Annotated in this window: 17 protein-coding genes and 1 tRNA gene; 13 read left to right on the top strand and 5 right to left on the bottom strand. The window is 32.8% G+C overall.

Features of this window, described 5'->3' with window-relative positions; translation table 11 throughout:
* Positions 1-497: 497 nt before the first annotated feature.
* The gene (locus tag BUA99_RS03275) at positions 498-698 is read right to left on the bottom strand and encodes a hypothetical protein (RefSeq protein ID WP_072988234.1); all 201 of its coding nucleotides are present in this window, start codon (positions 696-698) and stop codon (positions 498-500) included.
* Positions 699-810: 112 nt separating this feature from the next.
* Positions 811-1389 carry a MarC family protein gene (locus BUA99_RS03270; protein WP_072988717.1) on the bottom strand — a complete coding sequence of 193 codons (579 nt, stop codon included), beginning with the start codon at positions 1387-1389 and terminating at the stop codon, positions 811-813.
* Positions 1390-1633: 244 nt separating this feature from the next.
* Between BUA99_RS03270 and BUA99_RS03265 the strand changes: the two genes are divergently transcribed.
* The 5 genes from BUA99_RS03265 to BUA99_RS03245 all read left to right on the top strand — a co-directional run bounded on the left by BUA99_RS03265 (position 1634) and on the right by BUA99_RS03245 (position 8860).
* Entirely contained in the window at positions 1634-2206 is a 573-nt protein-coding gene (locus tag BUA99_RS03265) for a DUF3109 family protein (protein WP_072988232.1), read from the top strand.
* A 257-nt stretch (positions 2207-2463) separates the two neighbouring features.
* Positions 2464-3441 (top strand): ribonucleotide-diphosphate reductase subunit beta, encoded by a 978-nt coding sequence (locus tag BUA99_RS03260; protein ID WP_072988230.1) that lies wholly within the window; start codon positions 2464-2466, stop codon positions 3439-3441.
* 345 nt (positions 3442-3786) lie between these two features.
* Positions 3787-6216 (top strand): ribonucleoside-diphosphate reductase subunit alpha, encoded by a 2430-nt coding sequence (locus BUA99_RS03255; RefSeq protein WP_072988227.1) that lies wholly within the window; start codon positions 3787-3789, stop codon positions 6214-6216.
* Between the two features lie 414 nt (positions 6217-6630).
* Entirely contained in the window at positions 6631-7902 is a 1272-nt protein-coding gene (locus BUA99_RS03250; protein ID WP_072988224.1) for a hypothetical protein, read from the top strand.
* Positions 7903-8113: 211 nt separating this feature from the next.
* Positions 8114-8860 (top strand): hypothetical protein, encoded by a 747-nt coding sequence (locus BUA99_RS03245; protein ID WP_072988714.1) that lies wholly within the window; start codon positions 8114-8116, stop codon positions 8858-8860.
* A gap of 309 nt (positions 8861-9169) precedes the next feature.
* Here the strand turns inward: BUA99_RS03245 and BUA99_RS03240 are convergent.
* Positions 9170-9242 (bottom strand) — tRNA-Phe (locus tag BUA99_RS03240).
* Between the two features lie 98 nt (positions 9243-9340).
* On the opposite strand from BUA99_RS03240, the gene BUA99_RS03235 reads away from it, so the two are divergent.
* The 6 genes from BUA99_RS03235 to BUA99_RS03210 all read left to right on the top strand — a co-directional run bounded on the left by BUA99_RS03235 (position 9341) and on the right by BUA99_RS03210 (position 15586).
* Positions 9341-10075, top strand: coding sequence for a type III pantothenate kinase (locus BUA99_RS03235; RefSeq protein WP_072988222.1), 735 nt, complete (start codon positions 9341-9343; stop codon positions 10073-10075).
* Entirely contained in the window at positions 10068-11315 is a 1248-nt protein-coding gene (locus BUA99_RS03230) for a BamG family beta-barrel-assembly machinery protein (protein ID WP_072988220.1), read from the top strand. Before BUA99_RS03235 ends, BUA99_RS03230 begins: the two co-directional genes overlap by 8 nt.
* Positions 11316-11351: 36 nt before the next feature.
* Complete coding sequence (gene lptC, locus BUA99_RS03225) at positions 11352-11909, top strand: LPS export ABC transporter periplasmic protein LptC (RefSeq protein WP_072988217.1); 558 nt, start codon at positions 11352-11354, stop codon at positions 11907-11909.
* 8 nt (positions 11910-11917) lie between these two features.
* Positions 11918-12118: a hypothetical protein gene (locus BUA99_RS03220; RefSeq protein WP_072988215.1), complete on the top strand. Its 201-nt coding sequence runs from the start codon at positions 11918-11920 to the stop codon at positions 12116-12118.
* Between the two features lie 3 nt (positions 12119-12121).
* On the top strand, positions 12122-13381 hold the full coding sequence (locus BUA99_RS03215; RefSeq protein ID WP_072988212.1) for a hemolysin family protein: 1260 nt from the start codon (positions 12122-12124) through the stop codon (positions 13379-13381).
* Positions 13382-13489: 108 nt separating this feature from the next.
* The gene (locus tag BUA99_RS03210; RefSeq protein WP_072988210.1) at positions 13490-15586 is read left to right on the top strand and encodes a peptidylprolyl isomerase; all 2097 of its coding nucleotides are present in this window, start codon (positions 13490-13492) and stop codon (positions 15584-15586) included.
* Between the two features lie 287 nt (positions 15587-15873).
* Here BUA99_RS03210 and BUA99_RS03205 read toward each other — a convergent pair whose 3' ends face one another.
* The gene (locus BUA99_RS03205; RefSeq protein ID WP_072988208.1) at positions 15874-16797 is read right to left on the bottom strand and encodes a GYDIA family GHMP kinase; all 924 of its coding nucleotides are present in this window, start codon (positions 16795-16797) and stop codon (positions 15874-15876) included.
* A gap of 70 nt (positions 16798-16867) precedes the next feature.
* Complete coding sequence (locus tag BUA99_RS03200) at positions 16868-18184, bottom strand: hydroxymethylglutaryl-CoA reductase, degradative (RefSeq protein WP_072988206.1); 1317 nt, start codon at positions 18182-18184, stop codon at positions 16868-16870.
* Positions 18185-18363: 179 nt separating this feature from the next.
* Here BUA99_RS03200 and BUA99_RS03195 point away from each other — a divergent pair, with 179 nt between their 5' ends.
* Together BUA99_RS03195 and BUA99_RS03190 are read left to right on the top strand one after the other, a co-directional pair.
* The gene (locus BUA99_RS03195; RefSeq protein ID WP_072988203.1) at positions 18364-20535 is read left to right on the top strand and encodes a S9 family peptidase; all 2172 of its coding nucleotides are present in this window, start codon (positions 18364-18366) and stop codon (positions 20533-20535) included.
* Positions 20536-20538: 3 nt separating this feature from the next.
* On the top strand, positions 20539-21927 hold the full coding sequence (locus BUA99_RS03190) for a peptide MFS transporter (protein ID WP_072988201.1): 1389 nt from the start codon (positions 20539-20541) through the stop codon (positions 21925-21927).
* Positions 21928-21941: the final 14 nt, after the last annotated feature.

Here is a 21941-nt window from a genome sequence, read left to right as displayed (position 1 = left end):
GTTAGTTCGGCAGTTATTACCGTTTTGCTAATTGAAATTTAGTACTATCTAAATTATCCAATCTGTGAAAGTTTCTTAGACATAAATTCTGTCAGCTAACTTTAAACAATAGTTTGCTTCATTATTTTTTAAAGTGGCTTGTGATGTGTATCACTAAAAGAAAAAAGTTTTCAGTTATTAAAGTTTTTGATATTATAAAATGCTATTTTTAAGAGAGGAGTAATGTAAGGAACTCGCTTTTAACTTCGTTTTCGTTTGCAATTTGCCGATAAAGTTGATTACTACTTTCTTACGTCAAATTAAATCTTTATTTCTCAAAAGGTATTAAGAACAAATTATTAAAAACGGTTTTTTGTAGTGAAGACAATTTTTGGTGGATAAATTGCCGATGTTTTAAATAGAAGTAAAATCTATTTTTTTGTCGTAGTTGCCGTAATAAAGGAGCAAGGCATTTCATTTACAGCTCCGCTTATTATAGAACCATAAAAAACAAAGATTTACTTCTCGTTTGTTTTTTCCTCGATTCTTTTAGAAACTCTAAAAATTAATAGAATCATTACCGCACAAAATGCAGAAGCAATTCCAATAAAAGCAACAATAGAATCACCTTTAAATGGATTTCTATAATCAAGTTGAGTAACATTAAATATGATTAATGCGATTGCTAAAAAAACCAGAATGTTAGTAAAAATTTTCATAAACAGTAGTAATTAAAAATAACAAATTGTTGATTGGATATAAAGTCTAAATTTTAAAATTCTTACTCGTACTGAGTAATATAATTAAAGTGTAAAACTAATAAAATTTATTTTACACGAACAGACCTTTAACATTCGCGGCAAATAATTTAACAGCTATTGCAAGAAGTACCACACCAAATGTCTTTCTAATAACTCCAAGTCCGTTTTTTCCCAGCATTCTCTCAATTTTAGAAGACGATTTCAAAACGATATAAACTAGAATTATATTCAATATAATTGCAATAATAATGTTGACGGTATAAAATTGAGATCGCAAGGATAATAAAGTAGTCATTGTTCCTGCACCAGCAATTAACGGAAAAGCAAGTGGCACAATGGAAGCGGAGCTAGCCTCTTCATCACGATAAATGCGAATACCTAAAATCATCTCTAATGCTAAGAAGAACAATACAAATGAACCCGCTACAGCAAATGAATTAACGTCAATGCCAATAAGTTTTAAAAGCTCCTCACCAACAAACAGAAATGTTATCATTATAACTCCAGACACTATAGAAGCTTTTTCAGATTCAATAATTCCAAATTTTGCGCGTAAACCAATGATGATTGGAATAGATCCAATGATATCTATTACCGCAAAAAGAACCATTCCTACGGTTATTATTTCTTTAATATCTAATCCAAACATACTCTTTTTTGCGTGCAAAGTTAAACTTTTTGTGTTATGAATTCTCATTTTACACAGCGAATAAAAAAGTATGATTTCTTAAAATCTGAATAGTAGAGATGCGTTTTGCTTTAAAAGATAAAAATCTTTAGTTTTTAAATTGCTTTGTTTAAAGAAATTTTGCAAAGGTTAAAGTTGGTATTTACAGATGAGATCGAGGTTTCTTTAATTACCTTTGCACCTAATTACATAAGTACACGATTTAATGTTTCAATTAGGAAAAACCATAGTTTCAGAAGACCTACTTCAAAAAGATTTTGTTTGTAATCTAACTGCTTGTAAAGGCGCTTGCTGTGTTGATGGCGATGCTGGCGCTCCATTGAGTCTGGAAGAAACTAAAATTTTAGAGGAGATCTATCCTAAAATAAAACCCTTTTTGCGCAAGCAAGGAATTGAGGCCATTGAGGCGCAAGGAACTTGGGTAAATGGAACTGATGGCGATCTTGAAACACCATTAATTGATGATAAAGATTGTGCTTACGTAATCTTTGATGGAAAAACCGCGCTTTGCGGCATAGAGCAAGCTTACAATCAGGGAATAATTGACTGGAAAAAACCAGTTTCCTGTCATCTTTATCCAGTGCGTGTTAAGGATTTCACTGAGTTTGCTGCTGTAAATTATGATAAATGGGACATCTGTGATCCCGCATGCTCTCTAGGCCAAGAACTTGAGGTTCCGGTTTATAAATTTGTTAAAGAAGCGCTGGTTCGCAGATTTGGTGAAGACTGGTATTTAGAACTTGAACAAGTTGCCGAAGACTTAAAAAATCAAAAATAATTATTTATTTTTTCCTATAATCTTCTATTTGTAAATCCTATATTTTACGGGACCTGAGCATTTTTATATAGTTTTAAATAATTGATTGTCAGTTATTTATATATTACTAAAAAATTATTTTTAATTTTCTCCTTTGTTCAAAACTAAGGCGGAATGTGGATAAGTTTGGCTTTTAATTTCCGCAATATTTCACAACCTTTGTAAATCTCAAAAAGAAAAAAATTTCATTAAACGCACACAATAAATAAAAAATCACAATGACACAAGTAGAACCAATTTTACAAGAAAACAAAAATCGATTCGTAATTTTCCCTATCAAACACCATGATATTTGGGAATGGTACAAGAAAATGGAAGCTAGTTTTTGGACTGCAGAAGAAATCGATTTGTCTCAGGATTTAAATGACTGGAATAATAAATTGAGCGATGACGAAAGATATTTTGTAAAACACATTTTAGCTTTTTTTGCTGCCTCTGACGGAATTGTAAATGAAAATTTAGCAGAAAACTTTGTAAATGAAGTACAATATGCTGAAGCAAAATTCTTTTATGGTTTTCAAATCATGATGGAAAATATCCACAGCGAAACGTACTCTTTATTGATTGACACTTATGTGAAAGATGAGGTTGAAAAAGATGAATTATTTAATGCATTAGAAGTTTTTCCTGCAATTAAGAAAAAAGCGGATTGGGCTTTGAAATGGATTGAATCAGATTCATTTGCGGAGCGCTTGATTGCTTTTGCAGCTGTTGAAGGTATTTTCTTCTCAGGAGCTTTCTGTTCCATTTACTGGTTGAAAAAACGTGGATTAATGCCAGGTTTAACGTTCTCTAACGAATTAATTTCTCGTGATGAAGGTGTTCACTGCGACTTTGCAGTGCATTTACACAACCACCACTTAATTAATAAAGTTCCAAAAGAAAGAATTAGAAGTATCATTGTAGATGCTTTAAACATTGAAAGAGAATTTATCACAGAATCACTTCCTGTAAGTTTGATAGGAATGAATGCAGTACTGATGACGCAATATTTAGAATTTGTTGCTGATAGATTGTTAGTAGAATTAGGTTGTGATAGAGAATACAATACTTCAAACCCATTTGATTTTATGGATATGATCTCTCTTCAAGGAAAAACAAACTTCTTTGAAAAGAAAGTAGCCGAATATCAAAAAGCTGGAGTTATGAATACTAATGTTGATGCTCAAAAAATAACTTTCGACGCTGACTTTTAATAATTAGTCACAAAGAAGCAATAGCAGAAAGGAAAAGACTTGCTTTAACATAATGTAAAATATACGTTTTTTCTTTTCCTTGTTTTGATTTTGAATTTAGACTGAATGTCTTGCTGCTATAAATGCCCTAGCCCAGATAGCAGTGGAAATCCTTTTTCCTTTTTTTTCAAAAAAAAGAAAAAGATTGTAACGGATAGCTGGACACGAGCGAAGCGAACTGGCGAAGCAAACAGCTCCAAAAAATAATGAGAAATTACAAGGCAGAATTGATTTCCTACTTTCTCACAATAACAAACAAACAACTAAAACAGCGAAGGGATTTGCTGTTTTAAAAACCAAAAAATTATGTACGTAATAAAAAGAGACGGTCACAAAGAGCCTGTAATGTTTGACAAAATCACAGATAGAATTAAAAAACTATGCTATGGTTTAAATGATTTAGTAGATGCTGTGAAAGTAGCAATGCGTGTAATTGAAGGGCTTTATGATGGAGTTTCTACATCAGAATTAGATAATTTAGCGGCTGAAACGGCGGCTTCGATGACTATTGCGCATCCTGATTATGCACAATTAGCAGCGAGAATTGCGATTTCGAACTTGCATTCTAATACTAAAAAATCATTCTCGGAAACAATGAACGACATGTTTCATTATGTAAATCCAAGAAATGGTCAAGATGCGCCGTTACTTTCTGAGGAAGTACATAAAGTGATCATGGAAAATGCCGAATTCTTAGATTCGCACATTATATACAATAGAGATTTTAACTACGATTACTTTGGTTTTAAAACCTTAGAGCGTTCGTATTTACTTAAAATTAACGGTAAAATAGTAGAGCGTCCGCAGCACATGTTGATGCGTGTATCGGTTGGGATTCACCTAGATGATTTAACATCAGTGATTGAAACGTACGATTTAATGTCGAAAAAATTCTTCACTCATGCAACTCCAACCTTATTCAACGCTGGAACTCCAAAACCGCAAATGTCTTCTTGCTTTTTACTAGCAATGCAAGATGATAGTATTGACGGTATATATGATACGCTAAAACAAACGGCTAAAATATCGCAGTCAGCAGGCGGAATAGGACTTTCAATTCACAATGTACGAGCAACAGGAAGTTATATTCGAGGAACCAACGGGACTTCAAATGGAATTGTTCCTATGTTGAGAGTATTCAACGATACCGCAAGATACGTAGATCAAGGTGGTGGAAAACGTAAAGGTAGTTTTGCCATTTATATTGAAACTTGGCATGCAGACATTTTTGAATTCTTAGACTTAAAAAAGAATACCGGAAAAGAAGAAATGCGTGCGAGAGACTTGTTTTTTGCTATGTGGACTTCGGATTTATTTATGAAACGTGTACAAGAGGATAGTTACTGGACGTTGATGTGTCCTAACGAATGTCCGGGACTGTATGATGTTTACGGCGAAGAATTTGAAGCGATGTACATTGATTATGAGAAACGTGGCAAGGGTAGAAAAACTATTAAAGCACATGAATTGTGGGAGAAAATTCTAGAATCGCAAATAGAAACTGGAACACCATACATGTTGTACAAAGATGCGGTGAACAGAAAATCAAACCAGAAAAACCTAGGTACCATCCGTTCATCAAACTTGTGTACTGAGATTATGGAGTTTACGTCTAAGGACGAAATTGCAGTTTGTAACTTGGCTTCCCTATCTTTACCAATGTTTGTGGAAGACAAGCAATTCAATCATGAAATGTTGTACACGGTTACCAAACGAGTGACTAGAAACTTAAATAAAGTTATTGACAGGAATTATTATCCTGTAAAAGAAGGAGAAAATTCTAATAAACGCCACAGACCAATAGGTCTTGGAGTACAAGGATTAGCAGATGCGTTTATCATGTTACGTTTGCCTTTTACAAGTGACGAGGCTAAAAAGCTGAATCAAGAAATTTTTGAAACACTGTATTTTGCTGCTGTAACCGCCTCTATGGAAATGGCCAAGGAAGAAGGACCGTATTCTAGTTTTGCCGGATCGCCTATGTCTCAAGGAGAATTCCAGTACAATATGTGGGGAATGAAAGATGAGGAATTGTCAGGTCGCTGGGATTGGGCTTCACTAAGAAAAGAGGTGATGGAACACGGCGTTCGCAACTCGTTGTTAGTAGCGCCTATGCCAACAGCTTCCACGTCTCAAATACTAGGTAACAATGAAGCTTTTGAGCCATATACTTCTAATATTTACACAAGAAGAGTGCTTTCGGGAGAGTTTATTGTAGTAAACAAGCACTTACTGCATGATTTAGTGGAGCGTGGTTTATGGACCGAAGCTTTGAAACAAGAATTAATGCGTAATAACGGATCGGTGCAAGATTTGAATATTCCGCAAGACTTGAAGGAATTGTACAAAACAGTTTGGGAAATGTCAATGAAAGATATTATTGATATGTCTCGCCAGCGTGGATATTTTGTAGATCAATCGCAATCATTAAACTTGTTTATGCAAAATGCCAATTACGCTAAATTGACCTCAATGCATTTCTATGCTTGGCAATCAGGATTAAAAACCGGAATGTATTATTTGAGAACAAAAGCTGCGGTGGATGCAATTAAATTTACATTAAACAATGATAAAAAAGCAGAACCTATTGAAGTGACACAAGCGGTCATCGAAAAAAAATTACAACCCATAGCCGTTTTAGATGATGCTAAATCAATGTCGCCGGAAGAGTATCGCGCAATGATTGAATTATCTAAAAATGCGAGTCCAGACGATTGCGAAATGTGTGGATCTTAATTTCACACTTTTTCAAGAACGACGATTTTATATATTTAGAAAACTGCCGTTCTCCTTTTTGTGAGGAGAATGGCTTTTTTTTTTGAGAATTTTTTCTTGGAGCTATTTGCTTCGCCAGTTCGCTTCGCTCGTGTCCTGCTATGCGTTACAATCCGCGCCCAAAAGCGTGGGATTTTCACTGCTATAAGGGCTAGGGGTGTAGAGTTTGAATAAGTTTTTTATTATTTGTTTTCAGTTTATTTAAGAATATTATAAATTCTGTATCGCGAATAAAACAATTTAGTGTTCTTTCAAATTGCTATAAAACTCTCTGAATATCCGATTATATATTATCTAAGTATCAAGGGCAATCATCTAATTTAGCAACATTCAATTGCATTTTACAGTAAAAAAACACATTAAATAAAAAAAATCATGAATAAATCATTAGTAACCGTTTCGGAATCATTATTTAGTTTGGGCAGTGATATCACGGCTGCTTATAGCGGAGATGGAACATTGGCAGAAACTTGGGGATGGAATTGTCCTCCTTTAAATAGACATGACTTAGCAAACTTAGCTAAAAATCTCGGTGAAAAGATCAAGTCCATCGTAATTGAAAAGATTGATGAGGATTTGCAGGAACAACTTGAAGAAATTCCAGCACGTATTAATATTTTCAAAACACAGAATCTACCTCAGATGTTTAGCGGTAATTGCGCTGCAGCTTCGCCTAATTACTTTGCATTAATTGAATGGATTAATGTGACTATCGAACCTCTTTTTACTTGGGAAATTATGCAAGATACTAAAGCATTACCCAAAGAACTTTCGAGAAGATTAAGAGCGCTTCAATCTGAATTAACATTCTTAATTCCAGATAAAGATAACTTAGAGTCACAAATAAAATTAATTGAAAAGGCTACTGAAGCCGCTGAAAATCTGCCTGCAGATTTAGAAAGTTTAAAAGATGCAAGAAATAAGGTAAATAAATTTTCTTCAGATGCTGCAGAATCTTTTGGTAAGATAGATACTTATCAAAAGAAGATTGAAAGTTTAACCAAGGATATATATAGTAAAAAAAACGAGGCTGAAAAATTAGTCGATCAATGTCAAGAAGCTTATAGAATTACTACAACTACTGGATTGGCAGCTTCTTTCGACCAACGAGCCAATAAACTTTCGTATTCAATGTGGGCTTGGGTTGCAGGTTTAATATTAGCATTAGGTAGTGGGATATATATTGGCTCTGAAAGATTTGCGATACTAAATGCTAGTATAAATCAGCAAAAAGATATTGGACACATTTGGATTCAAATATTTTTATCTCTACTCAGCCTTGGTGCGCCTATTTGGTTCGCTTGGCTCGCAACAAAACAAATTGGCCAGCGATTTAAATTGTCAGAAGATTATGCTTTCAAGGCTTCCGTAGCAAAAGCTTATGAGGGATATAGGAAAGAGGCTTCAAGAATTGATTTAAATATGGAAAAACGTCTATTTAGTTCTGCATTAGATCGTTTGGAAGAACCGCCGCTAAGGCTTATGGAAAAAGAACATTACGGAAGTCCGTGGCATGAGTTTATTAGTTCTGATCAATTTAAAAAAGCATTAGTAACCTTTCCAGAGTTAAAGGATAAAATTTTAAATATTGGTAGCAAAAAATTATCACAAAATAATCTTTTGAAAGATGAAGAAAAAACAGAATAATTAAATTTACCATAAAAGATTTAAAACTAATAAATAGTACAACCTACAAAGTCATCAATTTTCCCGTCCCACTTGTTCCAAAATAAAATACAAATAATCTAAAACAAAGAAACTCCCTTAAAAGACTTTCTTTTTGCATTATAACATTTTCAGCGATAACGAAAGAATTTACTTAACTTCACACTACGTGTTTTTTTTAAAAATTTCTCAAATGAAAATAAACAAACTAATCATAACAGCGTTATTAATTTCTAGTCTTTGCATGGCGCAGCAATATGATGGACTTAAAATAGAAAAAAGTAAGGTAGATAAGAATAATGTTATTTATCAAATTCGTAAAACATTTAGGTATTCCTATTCTATTCAAAAGAATGAAAACAAATACTTTCTCGTCAATAACACAGAAGACAGTTTATCTACGAACGAGTTGGACAAAAATAGAATTGATGTTATTAAAATGTCCGTTATAAAACCAAAGATGTTTCAAAGGACAAATAAAAATCAAACTGAAATCCGCTATATTTTCGAGCCAAACCCTCGATCTAGGAGTTCAACTGGCGTAGTTGAAAACAAAGAGAATGTTTGGATTCATCCTCCAAGAATGGGTTTTTTAAATGCATTAGAAACCTGTCCCTTTCCTTATATTAAATTAAATAAACCTGTTGGTTACATTTGGACTGACAAGATGAATATTGGCGATCATCGGTCAAACAAACAATGGGGAGAATGGAAAGGTAGACTTCTTCTAGATTACACTTATAAAATTGTAGGGAAAGAAGCAATCAAAACTAGTCTTGGAAGTTTAGATTGTTCTAAAATTGAGTCAACTGCAAAATCTAATATCGGTGAAAGTAAATTGGTATCTTTCTATAACGATAAATATGGTTTCGTGAAATTAGAATATACCTTAATGACAGGATCTCAAATTGAAATTAATTTAGTAGAAGTTAGTGAGTAGTTATCGCGGAAAAAGCGAAAACTGCCCTTTTTCATTTTATAAATCTATAGGATAATGTTTAAAAATACACGGGCACTAAAGCGAATCTATTTTTAACGTAATTAAGTAAATGCTTTATAAACTTAAATTTTATAAATGATATAATTATTTAAATTACTCATTATAAATACTGTAACGAGAGGATAAAACTTTATTCAAAGGATTCAAAGTCCGAATAATGAGCGTTTATTACCTAAATTTTTTAACTTAAAAGTTCACATTCAAATTTTTTATAAAACAAAAAACCCGAATATTTCTATTCGGGTTTTGTGGTACCTCCAGGGATCGAACCAGGGACACATGGATTTTCAGTCCATTGCTCTACCATCTGAGCTAAGGTACCGTACTAACGCGGGTGCAAATATAGAATCATTTTTAGTATATCCAAAACATTTTTTTAAAAAAATCAATTCGTACCTTTGCCGCAATAAAAAACCAAGTATGATTTTAGTTGTCGATGTAGGTAATTCTAGAATTAAAGCAGCTGTTTTTGAGGACAATATACTTTTAGAAGTTTTTGCTTTTACTAAAAATGAGCTCAAAAAAAATATTGAAATTATTTTAAATAAATTTCAAAACACCACTTATTTAGTTGTTTCTTCTGTGGGAGATGTCAACAAGCAAGCCTTTTTAGCCTTTGATTCGGTATTAAAAATATTCTTTATCTCCACTATTGATGTTTTTCCTTTTCAAAATAAATACAGCACACCTAATACATTGGGTATTGATAGGATGATACTTGCCGCGGGAGCAGTTTTACAATTTCCAAATCAAAACCGATTGGTAATTGACGCAGGAACTTGCATTACTTATGATTTTATTGATGATCATAATAATTATTTAGGTGGTGCAATTGCACCGGGACTGCGTTTACGATACGAATCATTGCATCATTACACGGCAAAACTTCCTTTACTAACTTTAGAAAATCATGAAGATTTGATAGGGAATTCCACTTCTCAGTCTATTCATTCCGGCGTTGTCAATGGCGTTGTCTTTGAAATAGATGGTTTCATCAGTGAGTATAAGTCTAAGTATTTAAACTTTATAATAATTTTAACGGGCGGCGATACAGTTTTTTTGGCTAAACGATTAAAAAATACCATATTTGCCAATTCAAATTTTCTACTAGAAAGTTTGAATCAAACATTTCAATATCAAATTAAAAATGATTAAAAAAATTTTAGTAAGTGCTTGTTTGCTTTTATCTTTAGTGTCCTTTGCTCAAGAGGGAACCGCTTCTCCATACTCTTTTTATGGAATAGGTGATGTAAGATTCAAAGGAACGCATGAAATGCGTTCAATGGGAGGAATTGCAATTGAACAAGATAGTATTCACATTAATTTGCAAAATCCTGCAGGATTTGCGAGTTTGAAACTTACAACATTTACGTTGGGTGGTACTTATGCAAGTACAAATTTAAAAACTAATACGAAAGCAGAAAGTGCACAACGAACAACTTTAGATTATTTAGCGGTTGGATTGCCCTTAGGTAAATTTGGAGTAGGGTTTGGGTTGATACCTTATTCTTCTGTTGGTTATAAAATTAGAACATTGGGTACAGGAGTTGATAATAATCAAAGTTTCAATGGAAAAGGTGGTATGAATAAAGCTTTTCTTGGTGTAGGATATAAAGTGAATCGAGAATTGAGCGTAGGTGCTGATGTCAATTATGATTTTGGAAAAATTGAGACAAATAATTTTGAATACATCACAGATATATCAATTGGTACAAGAGAATTAAATAATGCTGATTTATCAGGATTCAATTTTAATATTGGTGCTATGTATCAAAGAAAAATAGACAAGAAGCTGTCTTTATTTAGTAGTTTGACTTATTCTATTGAAAGCACTTTAAAATCGAAAAATACTAGAAATATAGCTACAGCACTTTATAATTCAAATTTTGATTTGGTTAACGTAGATGTTTTAGAAGATATGAGAACTGTAGAAAACTTAAAGTTGCCAACTAAATATGCTGTTTCGGCGGGGATTGGTGAGGCTAGAAAGTGGTTAGTGGGAATTGGTTACACATTTCAAGATGCAGGATCTCTAAGTAATAAATATAACGCCTTGACTAATGTGTCCTACGAAGGTAGTTCAAAGTATAATATTGGTGGTTATTTTATGCCAAATTATAACTCATTTACAAGTTATGCAAAAAGAGTCACTTACAGGGGTGGATTGAGATATGAAAAAACAGGTTTAGTAATCAACTCTCTGCCTATTAAAGATATGGCGGTGTCATTAGGTTTTGGATTGCCTTTAACTGGAACTTTTTCCAATGTAAATATTAGTGTAGAATTTGGTCAAAAAGGTACAAAAAAGTCGAATTTAATCGAGGAAAACTATGCTAATGTAAGCATAGGGCTATCTCTTAATGAACAATGGTTTGTAAAGAGAAAGTTCAATTAGATTATTATTTGCTAAGCTCTTTATTATATGTTAAGTATGACTTTATTAAAAAAAAACAATTTAAAATGGATTGTAACAGCTATTGCTGTGACTCTCTTTTTTAGTTGTGAAAGTAATTTTAAAGACATACAAAAAAGTAATATTTCTGAATTTTTTCCTAGTAGCGATGCTGATATGGTTAATCTAAAGTATACTGATTCTGGTAGGATTACGGCTGTCTTAGTTAGTGCAAAAATGCTTGATTATGCAAGTGTTTCCTATCCTTTTACTGAATTTCCTAAAGGAATTGATGTTACACTTTATGATAAAAAAGGAAAGAAGACATACATAAAAGCAAATTATGCAATCTCTTACAAAGGAACAACCATTATAGATTTGCAAGGAAAAGTAAAAATTTTTACTGAGGAAGGACAAAAGCTAGAAACGGAACAACTTTATTTCGATCAAAAAAATCAGTGGTTTTTTACGGAAAGAAGATTTAAATTGAGCGGTCCAAAAGGAATTTCAAATGGTCAAGGAATTGATTTTAGCAAAGATTTTAAAATAATAAATTCGCAGAAAATCACGGGCGAAGTGGAAACAAACGATAAATAAAAGGAACTATGAATTATTTAAAATTTACACAATACGTATATCTGGTTTTTGGTGCTTATTTTGTGTACGATGGTATTGCAAAATTGAATGATCCTTCATTAGGAGGAACACCTTGGTTGAGTTTTATTATAGCAGCAGTAGCAGTTTTCATGTTTTTCTTTAGGAGAAAATTTGCTAAAAAATTTGAAGATAGAAACAAAAAATCCTAATCAATGGAAATTAGTATTATCATTTTTTGTCTAATACTAAGTGCTTTTTTTTCAGGAATGGAGATAGCATTTGTTTCGTCTAATAAAATATATCTTGAAATTGAAAAGAAACAAGATAATTTCATCTCCGTAATATTAACAAAATTAGTAGAGAAACCTACTAATTTTATTGTTTCTATGATTGTTGGGAATACCATTGCCTTAGTTGTATATGGCTTTTTCATGGGTAGTATTTTAATGAAGTTCCTTGCAACCTTTGATTATCCTATTTCAGTAGGTTTTAGCTTAGTTTTGCAAATCTTAATTTCAACAATTGTAATATTAATTACGGCTGAATTTCTTCCAAAAGTGTTTTTTCAAATTTACGCCAATACCTTAATTAAGTTTTTTGCAGTTCCAGCTTACTTCTTTTACAAAATTTTTTACTTTATTTCGGCGTTTTTTATTGCAATTTCTGATTTTATTTTAAGAAAATTTTTTAAAACTGAGGGCGACATAACACCACTATTTTTTAGTAAGATTGAACTTGGAAATTACATCACGGAGCAAATGAGTACCGTAGAAGATAATGAAATGGTGGATTCAGAGATATTGATGTTTCAAAATGCTTTAGAATTTTCTAGTGTTAAAGCTAGAGATGTAATGACTCCTAGAACTGAAATTGTAGCAATTGATTTATTTGATTCTATAGAAGATCTTAGAACATTATTTATTGAAACCGGTTATTCAAAAATTGTAGTTTACCAGAACTCGTTTGATGATATTATTGGATATGTTCATTCCTTTGATATGTTTAAAAAACCAAAAAACATTCAAGAGATCGTTATTTTAGTAGAATTTGTTCCTGAGACAATATTTATAAAAGATGCCATGAGTTTGTTAACAAAAAAGCGCAAAAGCGTTGCAGTCGTTTTAGATGAATACGGGGGGACATCGGGTATTATTACTATTGAGGATATTGTTGAAGAGCTTTTTGGTGAAATTGAAGATGAGCACGATTCTAATGAAGAATTAATCGAGAAAGATCTTGGAAATGGTGTTTTTGAATTCTCGGCTCGTTTGGATGTTGAATATCTAAATGAAACGTACAAACTCCAAATTCCAGAGGAGGATTCTTATGGTACACTTGGTGGTTTTATTGTCGATTATACCAAAGAAATACCAAAAAAAGGGGACGAAATTTCAATTGGGATTTACTATTTTAGGATAGAAGAAGCAACAAACAAGAAAATAGAATTGGTTAAAATGTCCGTGCAAGTGTGATTTTTAATGGCAAAATAAAAATTCTTTCAAAATAAAACGCTACTAGTATTATTATTAACTAGATAATTGTATTTTCGCAAACTGAATATAAAAATTAACAACAATAAAATGGCAGTTTTACAAAAAATTAGACAACGTTCACTTCTTCTGATACTCGTTATTGGATTTTGTTTATTAGCATTTATCATAGGCGATATATTCAACAGTGGTGGTTTCAACAGTACATCAAAGGATGTGGGAAGCATTGACGGAAAAGACATATCGTTTGAAGACTTTAGAGTAAAAGTTAGTAATGTTGAAAAAAGTAGTCAAGGAATTACTTCAACAGAAGCTGCAAATAGAATTTGGGATCAAGAGGTTTCAATTGCTTTATTGACAACTGAATTTGAAAAATTAGGATTGAGAGTTGGTGAAAAACACTTATTAGAAGTTTTGAAAGCAGATCAAAATATTGGTGGAAATCCATTGTTTTCAAATGCGGCAGGTGTTTTTGATGTTAATAAATTCAAAGAATACTTTAAAGCAAATCCAGAGCAAGCTCAATTTTTAAAAGATAGAGAGAAAGATGCTGACCTGAACGCAAAGTATCAATTGTACAACACGATGATCAAAGCTGGAGTTTACACGACTCAAAGCGAAGGGAAAATGAAGTATGAGATGGAAGCAAATAAAGTAAGCTTTGCTTACGTTGCAGGTTTATATTCTACAATTAAGGATAGTGATGTTAAAATTACTGATTCGGAAATTGTTGATTACATGAAAAAAAATGAGAAAAAATTCAAAGCTGAGGAGTCTCGTGAAGTAGAATATGTTTTAATAGAAGACAAACCTTCTAAAGCAGATGAAACGGAAATTAAGTCAAAAATTATTGCTTTGTTATCAGGAAGCGTAGTTTACAATCAGTCAACAGGAAAAAACGATACGTTAGCTGGATTTAAAACAACAAATAACACCATTGACTTTGTAAATTCTAATTCGGATGTGCCTTATGATTCAACATATATCGCTAAAAAAGATTTACCAGCTGTAGACGCAGATCAATTATTTAATCTTGCGCCAGGTGCCGTTTACGGTCCTTATATTTTTGGGAATTACTATTGTATTTCGAAATCAATGGGTATGAAATCTGGTGTGAATGCAAAGGCAAGCCACATTTTAATAAGTTATGAAGGAACTCAAGTTCCTAACAAGAAAGAGAAAAGAACTAAGGAAGAAGCTAAAGCTAAAGCAGAGAGTATTCTTGCGCAAGTGACCGCTAATCCTGATAGTTTTTTGATGTTAGCTTTTACAGCTTCTGATGATTCATCATCGCAACAAGGTGGTGACTTAGGTTACTTTGGTCCAAACCAAATGGTAAAACCTTTTAACGATTTCGTTTTTAATAATGGAATTGGAAAAATTGGTTTAGTGGAAACTCCTTTTGGTTTTCATATTATTAAAGTAACTGATAAACAAGATGGAATTCGTTTAGCCACAGTAGCTCAAAAAATTGAAGCTTCAGAAGCAACTTCTGATAAAATGTTTACTCAAGCCACTAAATTCGAAATGGAAGCTGCTGATAAAGATTTTAACAAAGCTGCTAAAGATAACGGACTTACAGTTGCTCCTGCAGCATCTGTAAAAGGAATGGATGAGAACTTTGGATCTTTAGGAAAGCAAAGAAACATTGTAAGATGGGCATTTGAATCTGGTGTTAAAGTAGGATCTGTGAAAAGATTTGAAGTAGCTAATGTAGGTCATGTAATTGCAAAAATAAAAAGCATTGATAAATCAGGTTTAGTTGCGGTAAGTGAAGCTAGACCATTCGTCGAGCAAATCCTTAAAAACAAGAAAAAAGCTGAGTTGATCAAGGTGAAAATGAGTGGTACATCTCTAGAAACTATTGCAAAAGCAGTAGGTGGAACGGTGCAACAAGCAACTGATTTGACAATGGAAAATGCAATGTTACCTAATGTAGGTCCTGAGCCAAAAGTGGTAGGAAATGCATTTGCTTTAGCAGCTAATAAAATGTCAGCTCCTATTGAAGGAAACACCGGAGTTTATGTTGTAAAGAATCTAAGCACTATAAAAGCGCCAGCTATCAAAGATTTCAAACCTTACGTAGCTAAATTGGATGCTCAAAAAGCAGGTGAAGTTAATAGAGTAATTCCAGCTTTGAAAGGGAATGCAAAAATTGAAGATAACAGACAGCAGTTTAATTACTAATAATTAGTAATCTATAAAATAGAAAATCTCGATACGAATTATTTGTATCGGGATTTTTTTTTGTAATTTTTAAAATCGGTCGTGATCTATTTTTGGTGGTGTTTGCGCTACTTTATCATGGTACAAGTATTCCACTAAAGATAACCTTTCACGTTAAGAGGTTTACAAAGCTGCAACGGAGTAATTTTTATTTGCTTAAGTGTCACCGCTCTATTGCTATGTCTTTTTGAAAACATTGCTTTGAAGTTTTCTCACGTGCGTAAATACTTCTTGTAAAAAATTGTTAGTTAGTGATTCTGCAAGATCATTTGTGCGTAGGGGATAATAGTATTATAACCCTTTGCTATGAAATAGTCACTTGGATTTTCAGTAGAAACAACCATTACAAAATCGCCTCCCCAAGCACCAAGGCTTTTTATTGTTCCGTGAAAATCAGGATATAAAGTATTTTTCACTGTTAGTGTTTCCAGCATTACACTCATTGCAAATTCATGCTTTTCTACTGCTGTAGCAAATGATTGAATGCTGCTTGCAACTAAAACTTTTTGTGTTATCAAATCAATTTTTGCAATTGTTGCAGCGAGATTTTTTTTCTTGTTTTTATGATAAGTTGCTATTGCTGATTTGCTACTTTGCTTTTTATTGAGATAAACAAAGTAAATATTTGATTTATATTCAGGATTGAATTCTACTTTTTTGACATGAGGTTTACCATTATCTAATTGGTAAATAATTGGGCTATTATTTTGTGCGCAGGCAATGTCATAGCCACTGCCTCCAAAACTGTTATTAAGTAACGTAAAAGCATCAATCTCTAGCCATTGAGCAATATTATTGATTAAGGTAGATGATGTTCCCAATCCCCAATTTCTTGGGAAACTAAGCTCAGTTGTAATTTTGTATCCCTTAGATACTGTTATGAAATCTGGATTTAATAAGTAGGCTTCGTGCAAAATTTTTAATAAGGTATTTCTAACCGATTCGTTTTTATTTATTTCCTCTTTCTTAATTTCGGAAAATAGAATCGTATCGTCAAACCAAATAGTACCATCTAAATCGTAACTCTTCCATTGCAATTCTTCCTCTGAAAACTCTTCAACAATTAAATTTTGTCCAAATTTTGTAGGTAAAGCAAGAGCTTTTGCACCATCAAGGACAAGGTATTCTCCTGTGATTAGTAGTTTGCCGTTACTATAAAATGTTTTTTTCATTTCTGCTGAATTTATTTCAGTGTCAAGTGTAGTTGTATGTTAATTATAAACAATAAAAAGTGCTAATGAATTATTCTCTCAAGCTGATTATATAATTTTCTACAGCACTATGTGAAATCGTGTTTTTCTTAAAATGTTTTTGAATAGCCATACGTTCTACGTCAGTTGCTTCAAACTGATTAATAATATTGTTCAAATGCATTTTCATGTGTCCTTCTTGAATTCCTGTGGTCGTCAAGGAACGCAAAGCAGCAAAATTTTGTGCTAATCCAGCTACAGCAACAAATTGCATTAATTCTTTAGCAGAAGGATTTTCAAGCATTTCTAATGATAATTTTACTAATGGATGAAGTGAAGTTAAGCCGCCAACTGTTCCTAAAGCTAAAGGAATTTCCAGCCAAAAACTAAAAATACCATCTTCAATTTTAGCATGTGATAAACTGGAATACTGTCCGTTTCTGGAAGCATAAGCATGAATTCCGGCTTCTACAGCTCTAAAGTCATTTCCTGTAGCAAGCACTACTGCATCTACACCATTCATAATGCCTTTATTATGAGTTACCGCTCTGTATGGTTCTATTTCAGCTATTTGAACTGCTTGTATGAATTTTTGGGCAAATTCCTCAGGATTCGGAATCTGCTTTTCTTGCAAGTCTGATAATGGGCACGACACTTCAGCTCTTACAATACAGTTAGGCACATAATTAGAGAGGATACTCATAACAACTTCAATATCTTTTTCATCTTCGTTAAACAGATTGTAGTGGCACGCTTCTTCTTTTAATGTTTTTGCAAATTGTTCTAAACACGAATTAATAAAATTAGCTCCCATACTATCTTTAGTTTCAAACGTGGCATGCAGTTGAAAATAATTTGGCATTAAATGGGTTTTGTCATTTAAAATAATATCTAAAATTCCACCTCCTCTTTTTTGCATATTTGTAGTTATCGATGCCGTCTCATCATAGAGTTGAGATTTGATTTGGCTAAAAAAAGCATTCAATTTTGAAGCATCACCTTTATATAAAAAATGAACTTGACCTATTTTTTCGGTATTAATTACTGTTGCCTTAAATCCGCCACGGGTGGACCAGAAATTAGCAGCTTTTGCAGCAGCAGCAACAACAGAACTTTCTTCAATTGCCATGGGAATTGTACTGAATTTTCCATTTATTAAAAAATTAGGTGCAACTCCTAGCGGAATGTAGAAATTGGTGATCGTGTTTTCAATAAATTCATCGTGTAATTTCTGTATTTTTTCATCCGTATTCCAATAGTTTTTCAGCAAGGCAAGCGCTTCTAATGGCTTTGAAAAATATTGATTAGCAATCCATTGTATTTTTTCTTCTTTGGGTAACTTCGAAAATCCACTTATAGCCTTATTCATTCTCAATTGGTTATGGTAAAATTAGCTGCAAATATACGGTTTTAGACGTTTTATATACAACGTAATTAATCTTGCTATTAATCAGGTATCAATATTTATTTTTACATTTAACACAAAAAATAACTGTTAATTGTAATTTTTTCACTAAAATTGACGGTTTTTATCTTTAAATAAATAGTATGTACTCAAAACGAATTATAACAGTATTTTTATTCCTATGTTTATCAGTTGTAGGGCAACAAAAAATCACTATTGAACAAATTTATAATGGCACATTTCGAACCAAAGGAATGGATGAATTACAATCCTTAAAAAACACCAATCAATATACAGTTTTAAATGCTGATAGGCAATCTAGAAGTATGAGCATCGATCTTTATGACTTTGCAACCTTAAAAAAAGTAACCACATTGATTGACACTAAATCCTTTCCTACATTGTCTAATGGAATTGACAGTTACACATTTGACGCATCAGAAAAAATGATTTTGCTGGCTTGCAATACCAATCAAATTTTTCGTCGCTCATTTACCGCTGACTATTATCTATACAATATTTCTACTAAGGAACTCATGAAACCTTTTGATTTTCAAGTGCAAGAACCTACCTTTTCACCTGATGGTAAAAAAATAGCTTACGCGAAAGGAAATAATTTATTTGTTTATGATTTATCGTCAAAAAAATCAAATGCTATTACAACTGATGGTAAAAAGAATAGCGTCATCAATGGAATTACAGACTGGGTTTATGAAGAGGAATTTGCATTTGTAAAAGCTTTTGATTGGAGCGCAGATAGTAAAAAGGTGGCTTACATTCGTTTTGACGAAAGCGAAGTTCCAGAATTTTCAATGTCGATGTTTGGAAAAGACCTTTATCCTACGGTTCAAACTTTTAAATATCCAAAAGCAGGAGAGAAAAATGCGATCGTTTCATTACACGTCTATGATGTGATTGCTGATGCAGTTAAAAATATTGATTTAAGTAAGTACAACGATTTTTATATTGCTAGAATGAAATGGACAAGTGATGCAAGTACATTATCAGCACAAGTGTTAAACCGTCATCAAGACAATCTAGATTTGATCTTTATTGATGGAAATACAGGCGCTGTAAAAGTAGTTTTGAACGAAAAAGATAAAGCTTATGTTGATGTGACTGATAATTTAACATTCTTAAAAGACAACAGTTTTATATGGACAAGTGAAAAAGATGGATTTAACCACATTTATTTATATGATAAAAATGGAAAATTAAAAAACCGAGTTACTAAAGGGAACTGGGAGGTGACAGATTATTATGGATTAGACGAAAAGACTAATTCTGTTTTTTATCAATCTGTTGAAAATGGTTCGATCAATAGAGATGTGTATAGAATAGGTTTAGACGGGAAACTTAAAGTTCGTTTATCAACAGCAGTGGGAACAACTAAGGCAACATTCAGTCCAAATTTTCAATATTACATTAGCACATTCTCAAGTGCTTCTGAACCTACAAAATATACTTTGAATGAGGCAAAAACAGGTAAAGAAGTTCAAGTAATTCAAAGTAATGAAGCATTATCAGCTAAATTAAAAGGATATGATTTACCGGCGAAAGAATTTTTTGTTTTAAAAACAGAAAAGGGGAATGAACTGAATGCTTGGATAATTAAACCAAAGGATTTTGATGCCTCTAAAAAATATCCTGTTTTTATGTATCAATATTCAGGACCAGGATCACAGCAAGTAAATAATGACTGGAATGGAGCTGACGACTACTGGTTTATGATGTTGTCTCAACAAGGTTATATTGTAGCATGTGTTGATGGAAGAGGAACCGGTTTTAAAGGGGCAGATTTCAAAAAGGTTACCCAAAAAGAATTAGGAAAGTACGAAGTAGAAGATCAAATTGATGCGGCTAAAGTGATCGGAAATTATTCATTTGTAGATAAAACTAGAATGGGTATATTTGGCTGGTCTTATGGGGGATTTATGTCATCAAACTGTATTTTAAAAGGAAATGATGTGTTTAAAATGGCAATAGCAGTAGCTCCAGTGACCAACTGGCGTTTTTATGACAGTGTTTACACAGAACGTTACATGCAAACCCCGCAGGAAAATGCAAGTGGATATGACGAAAACTCTCCTATAAATCATGTTAATAAATTGAAAGGCAAATTTCTCTTAATTCACGGTTCAGGAGATGACAATGTACATGTTCAAAACTCAATGCAAATGATGGAAGCATTAATTCAAGCGAATAAACAGTTTGACTCTGCAATTTATCCAGACAATAATCACGGAATTTACGGTGGTAACACTAGGATTCAGTTGTATACCAAGATGACTAACTTTATTAAAGAAAATTTATAATTTATGAATACAAATCAGCTTTCGAATCAAAAAGAATTATTTGGACATCCAGTAGGCTTATACGTCTTGTTCTTTGTAGAAATGTGGGAGCGATTCTCGTATTATGGAATGCGTGCAATTTTAACGTTGTTTTTAGCAGCGCCACTAATTATGGGTGATCCACAATCAGGCTACGGCTGGTCTAATGCGGAAACACTTTCTTTTTATGGAACATATACGATGTTCGTGTACTTAACTTCGATACCAGGTGGCTGGATTGCCGATCGTTATTTAGGACAAAAAAGAGCCGTAATGCTAGGTGGAGCATTTTTATGTGTAGGTCACGGAATTTTAGCAATTGATGCGCAATGGGCATTTTTTACGGGATTAGTATTAATTGTAATTGGTGTCGGGTTTTTAAAACCAAATATCTCTACAATGGTTGGAGGTTTATATGAGCAAGGTGATGCACGAAGAGATAAAGGATTTTATGTATTTTATTTGGGAATCAACTTAGGTGCTTTTTTAGGTGCTTTAATTGTTGGATTTGTAGCTGCAAAATTTGGTTGGCATTACGGTTTTGGTTTGGCTGGAATTGGTATGGCAATAGGACAATTAGTATATATGTTTGGTCTAAAATACTTAGTTGGAGTGGGTGATTTTTTAGGTAAAAAAGACGAGGCAAGTAAAGAATTACTCAATAAACCATTAACTAGTATTGAAAAAGATAGGATGCTTGTTCTTTTCTTATCATTCCTAATTATTATTGTTTTTTGGGGTGCATTTGAGCAAGCTGGAGGCTTAATGAGTTTGTATACAGATCAAAAAACAAATAGAGTATTGTCTTTTTCATTACCGTTAATAGGAAATGAAATACCAGCGGCTGTTTTTCAATCTATTAATGCCTTTTTTATAATTGTTTTTGCAACGATAGTTGGAAACTTTTGGTACAAATGGGCTTTAAAAGGAAAAGAATCATCATCAATATTTAAAATGGCGATAGGCTTAATCATTATGGGATTTGGTTTTGTTTTTATGAGTATAGCTACTACTGAAGTACAAATGAGTGGTGACGAAGTAATCCAAAAATCAGCAATGATCTGGTTGGTGTTAGCTTATTTATTTCACACCATCGGAGAACTTTGTGCTTCACCAGTTTCACTTTCTTTCATTACAAAATTAGCACCAGTAAAATATGCTTCGTTTATGATGGGAGCTTATTTTGCCGCGACTGGATTAGGTAATAAAGTTGCTGGAGCTGTAGGTGGATTATCAGAAGGAGCTGGAGAGTTTAAAGTGTTTACAAGTATATTTATTTTCTGCGTACTGTTCGGTGTACTAATCTTGGCTTTGTTAAAACCATTAAAAAGATTAACTCACGGAGCCGAGGATTTAGTTATTCCTTCACATTAATATAATTTACTAAT

Source organism: Flavobacterium segetis, assembly GCF_900129575.1.
Lineage (GTDB): Bacteria > Bacteroidota > Bacteroidia > Flavobacteriales > Flavobacteriaceae > Flavobacterium > Flavobacterium segetis.
This window is presented reverse-complemented; position numbering and strand designations above follow the sequence as displayed.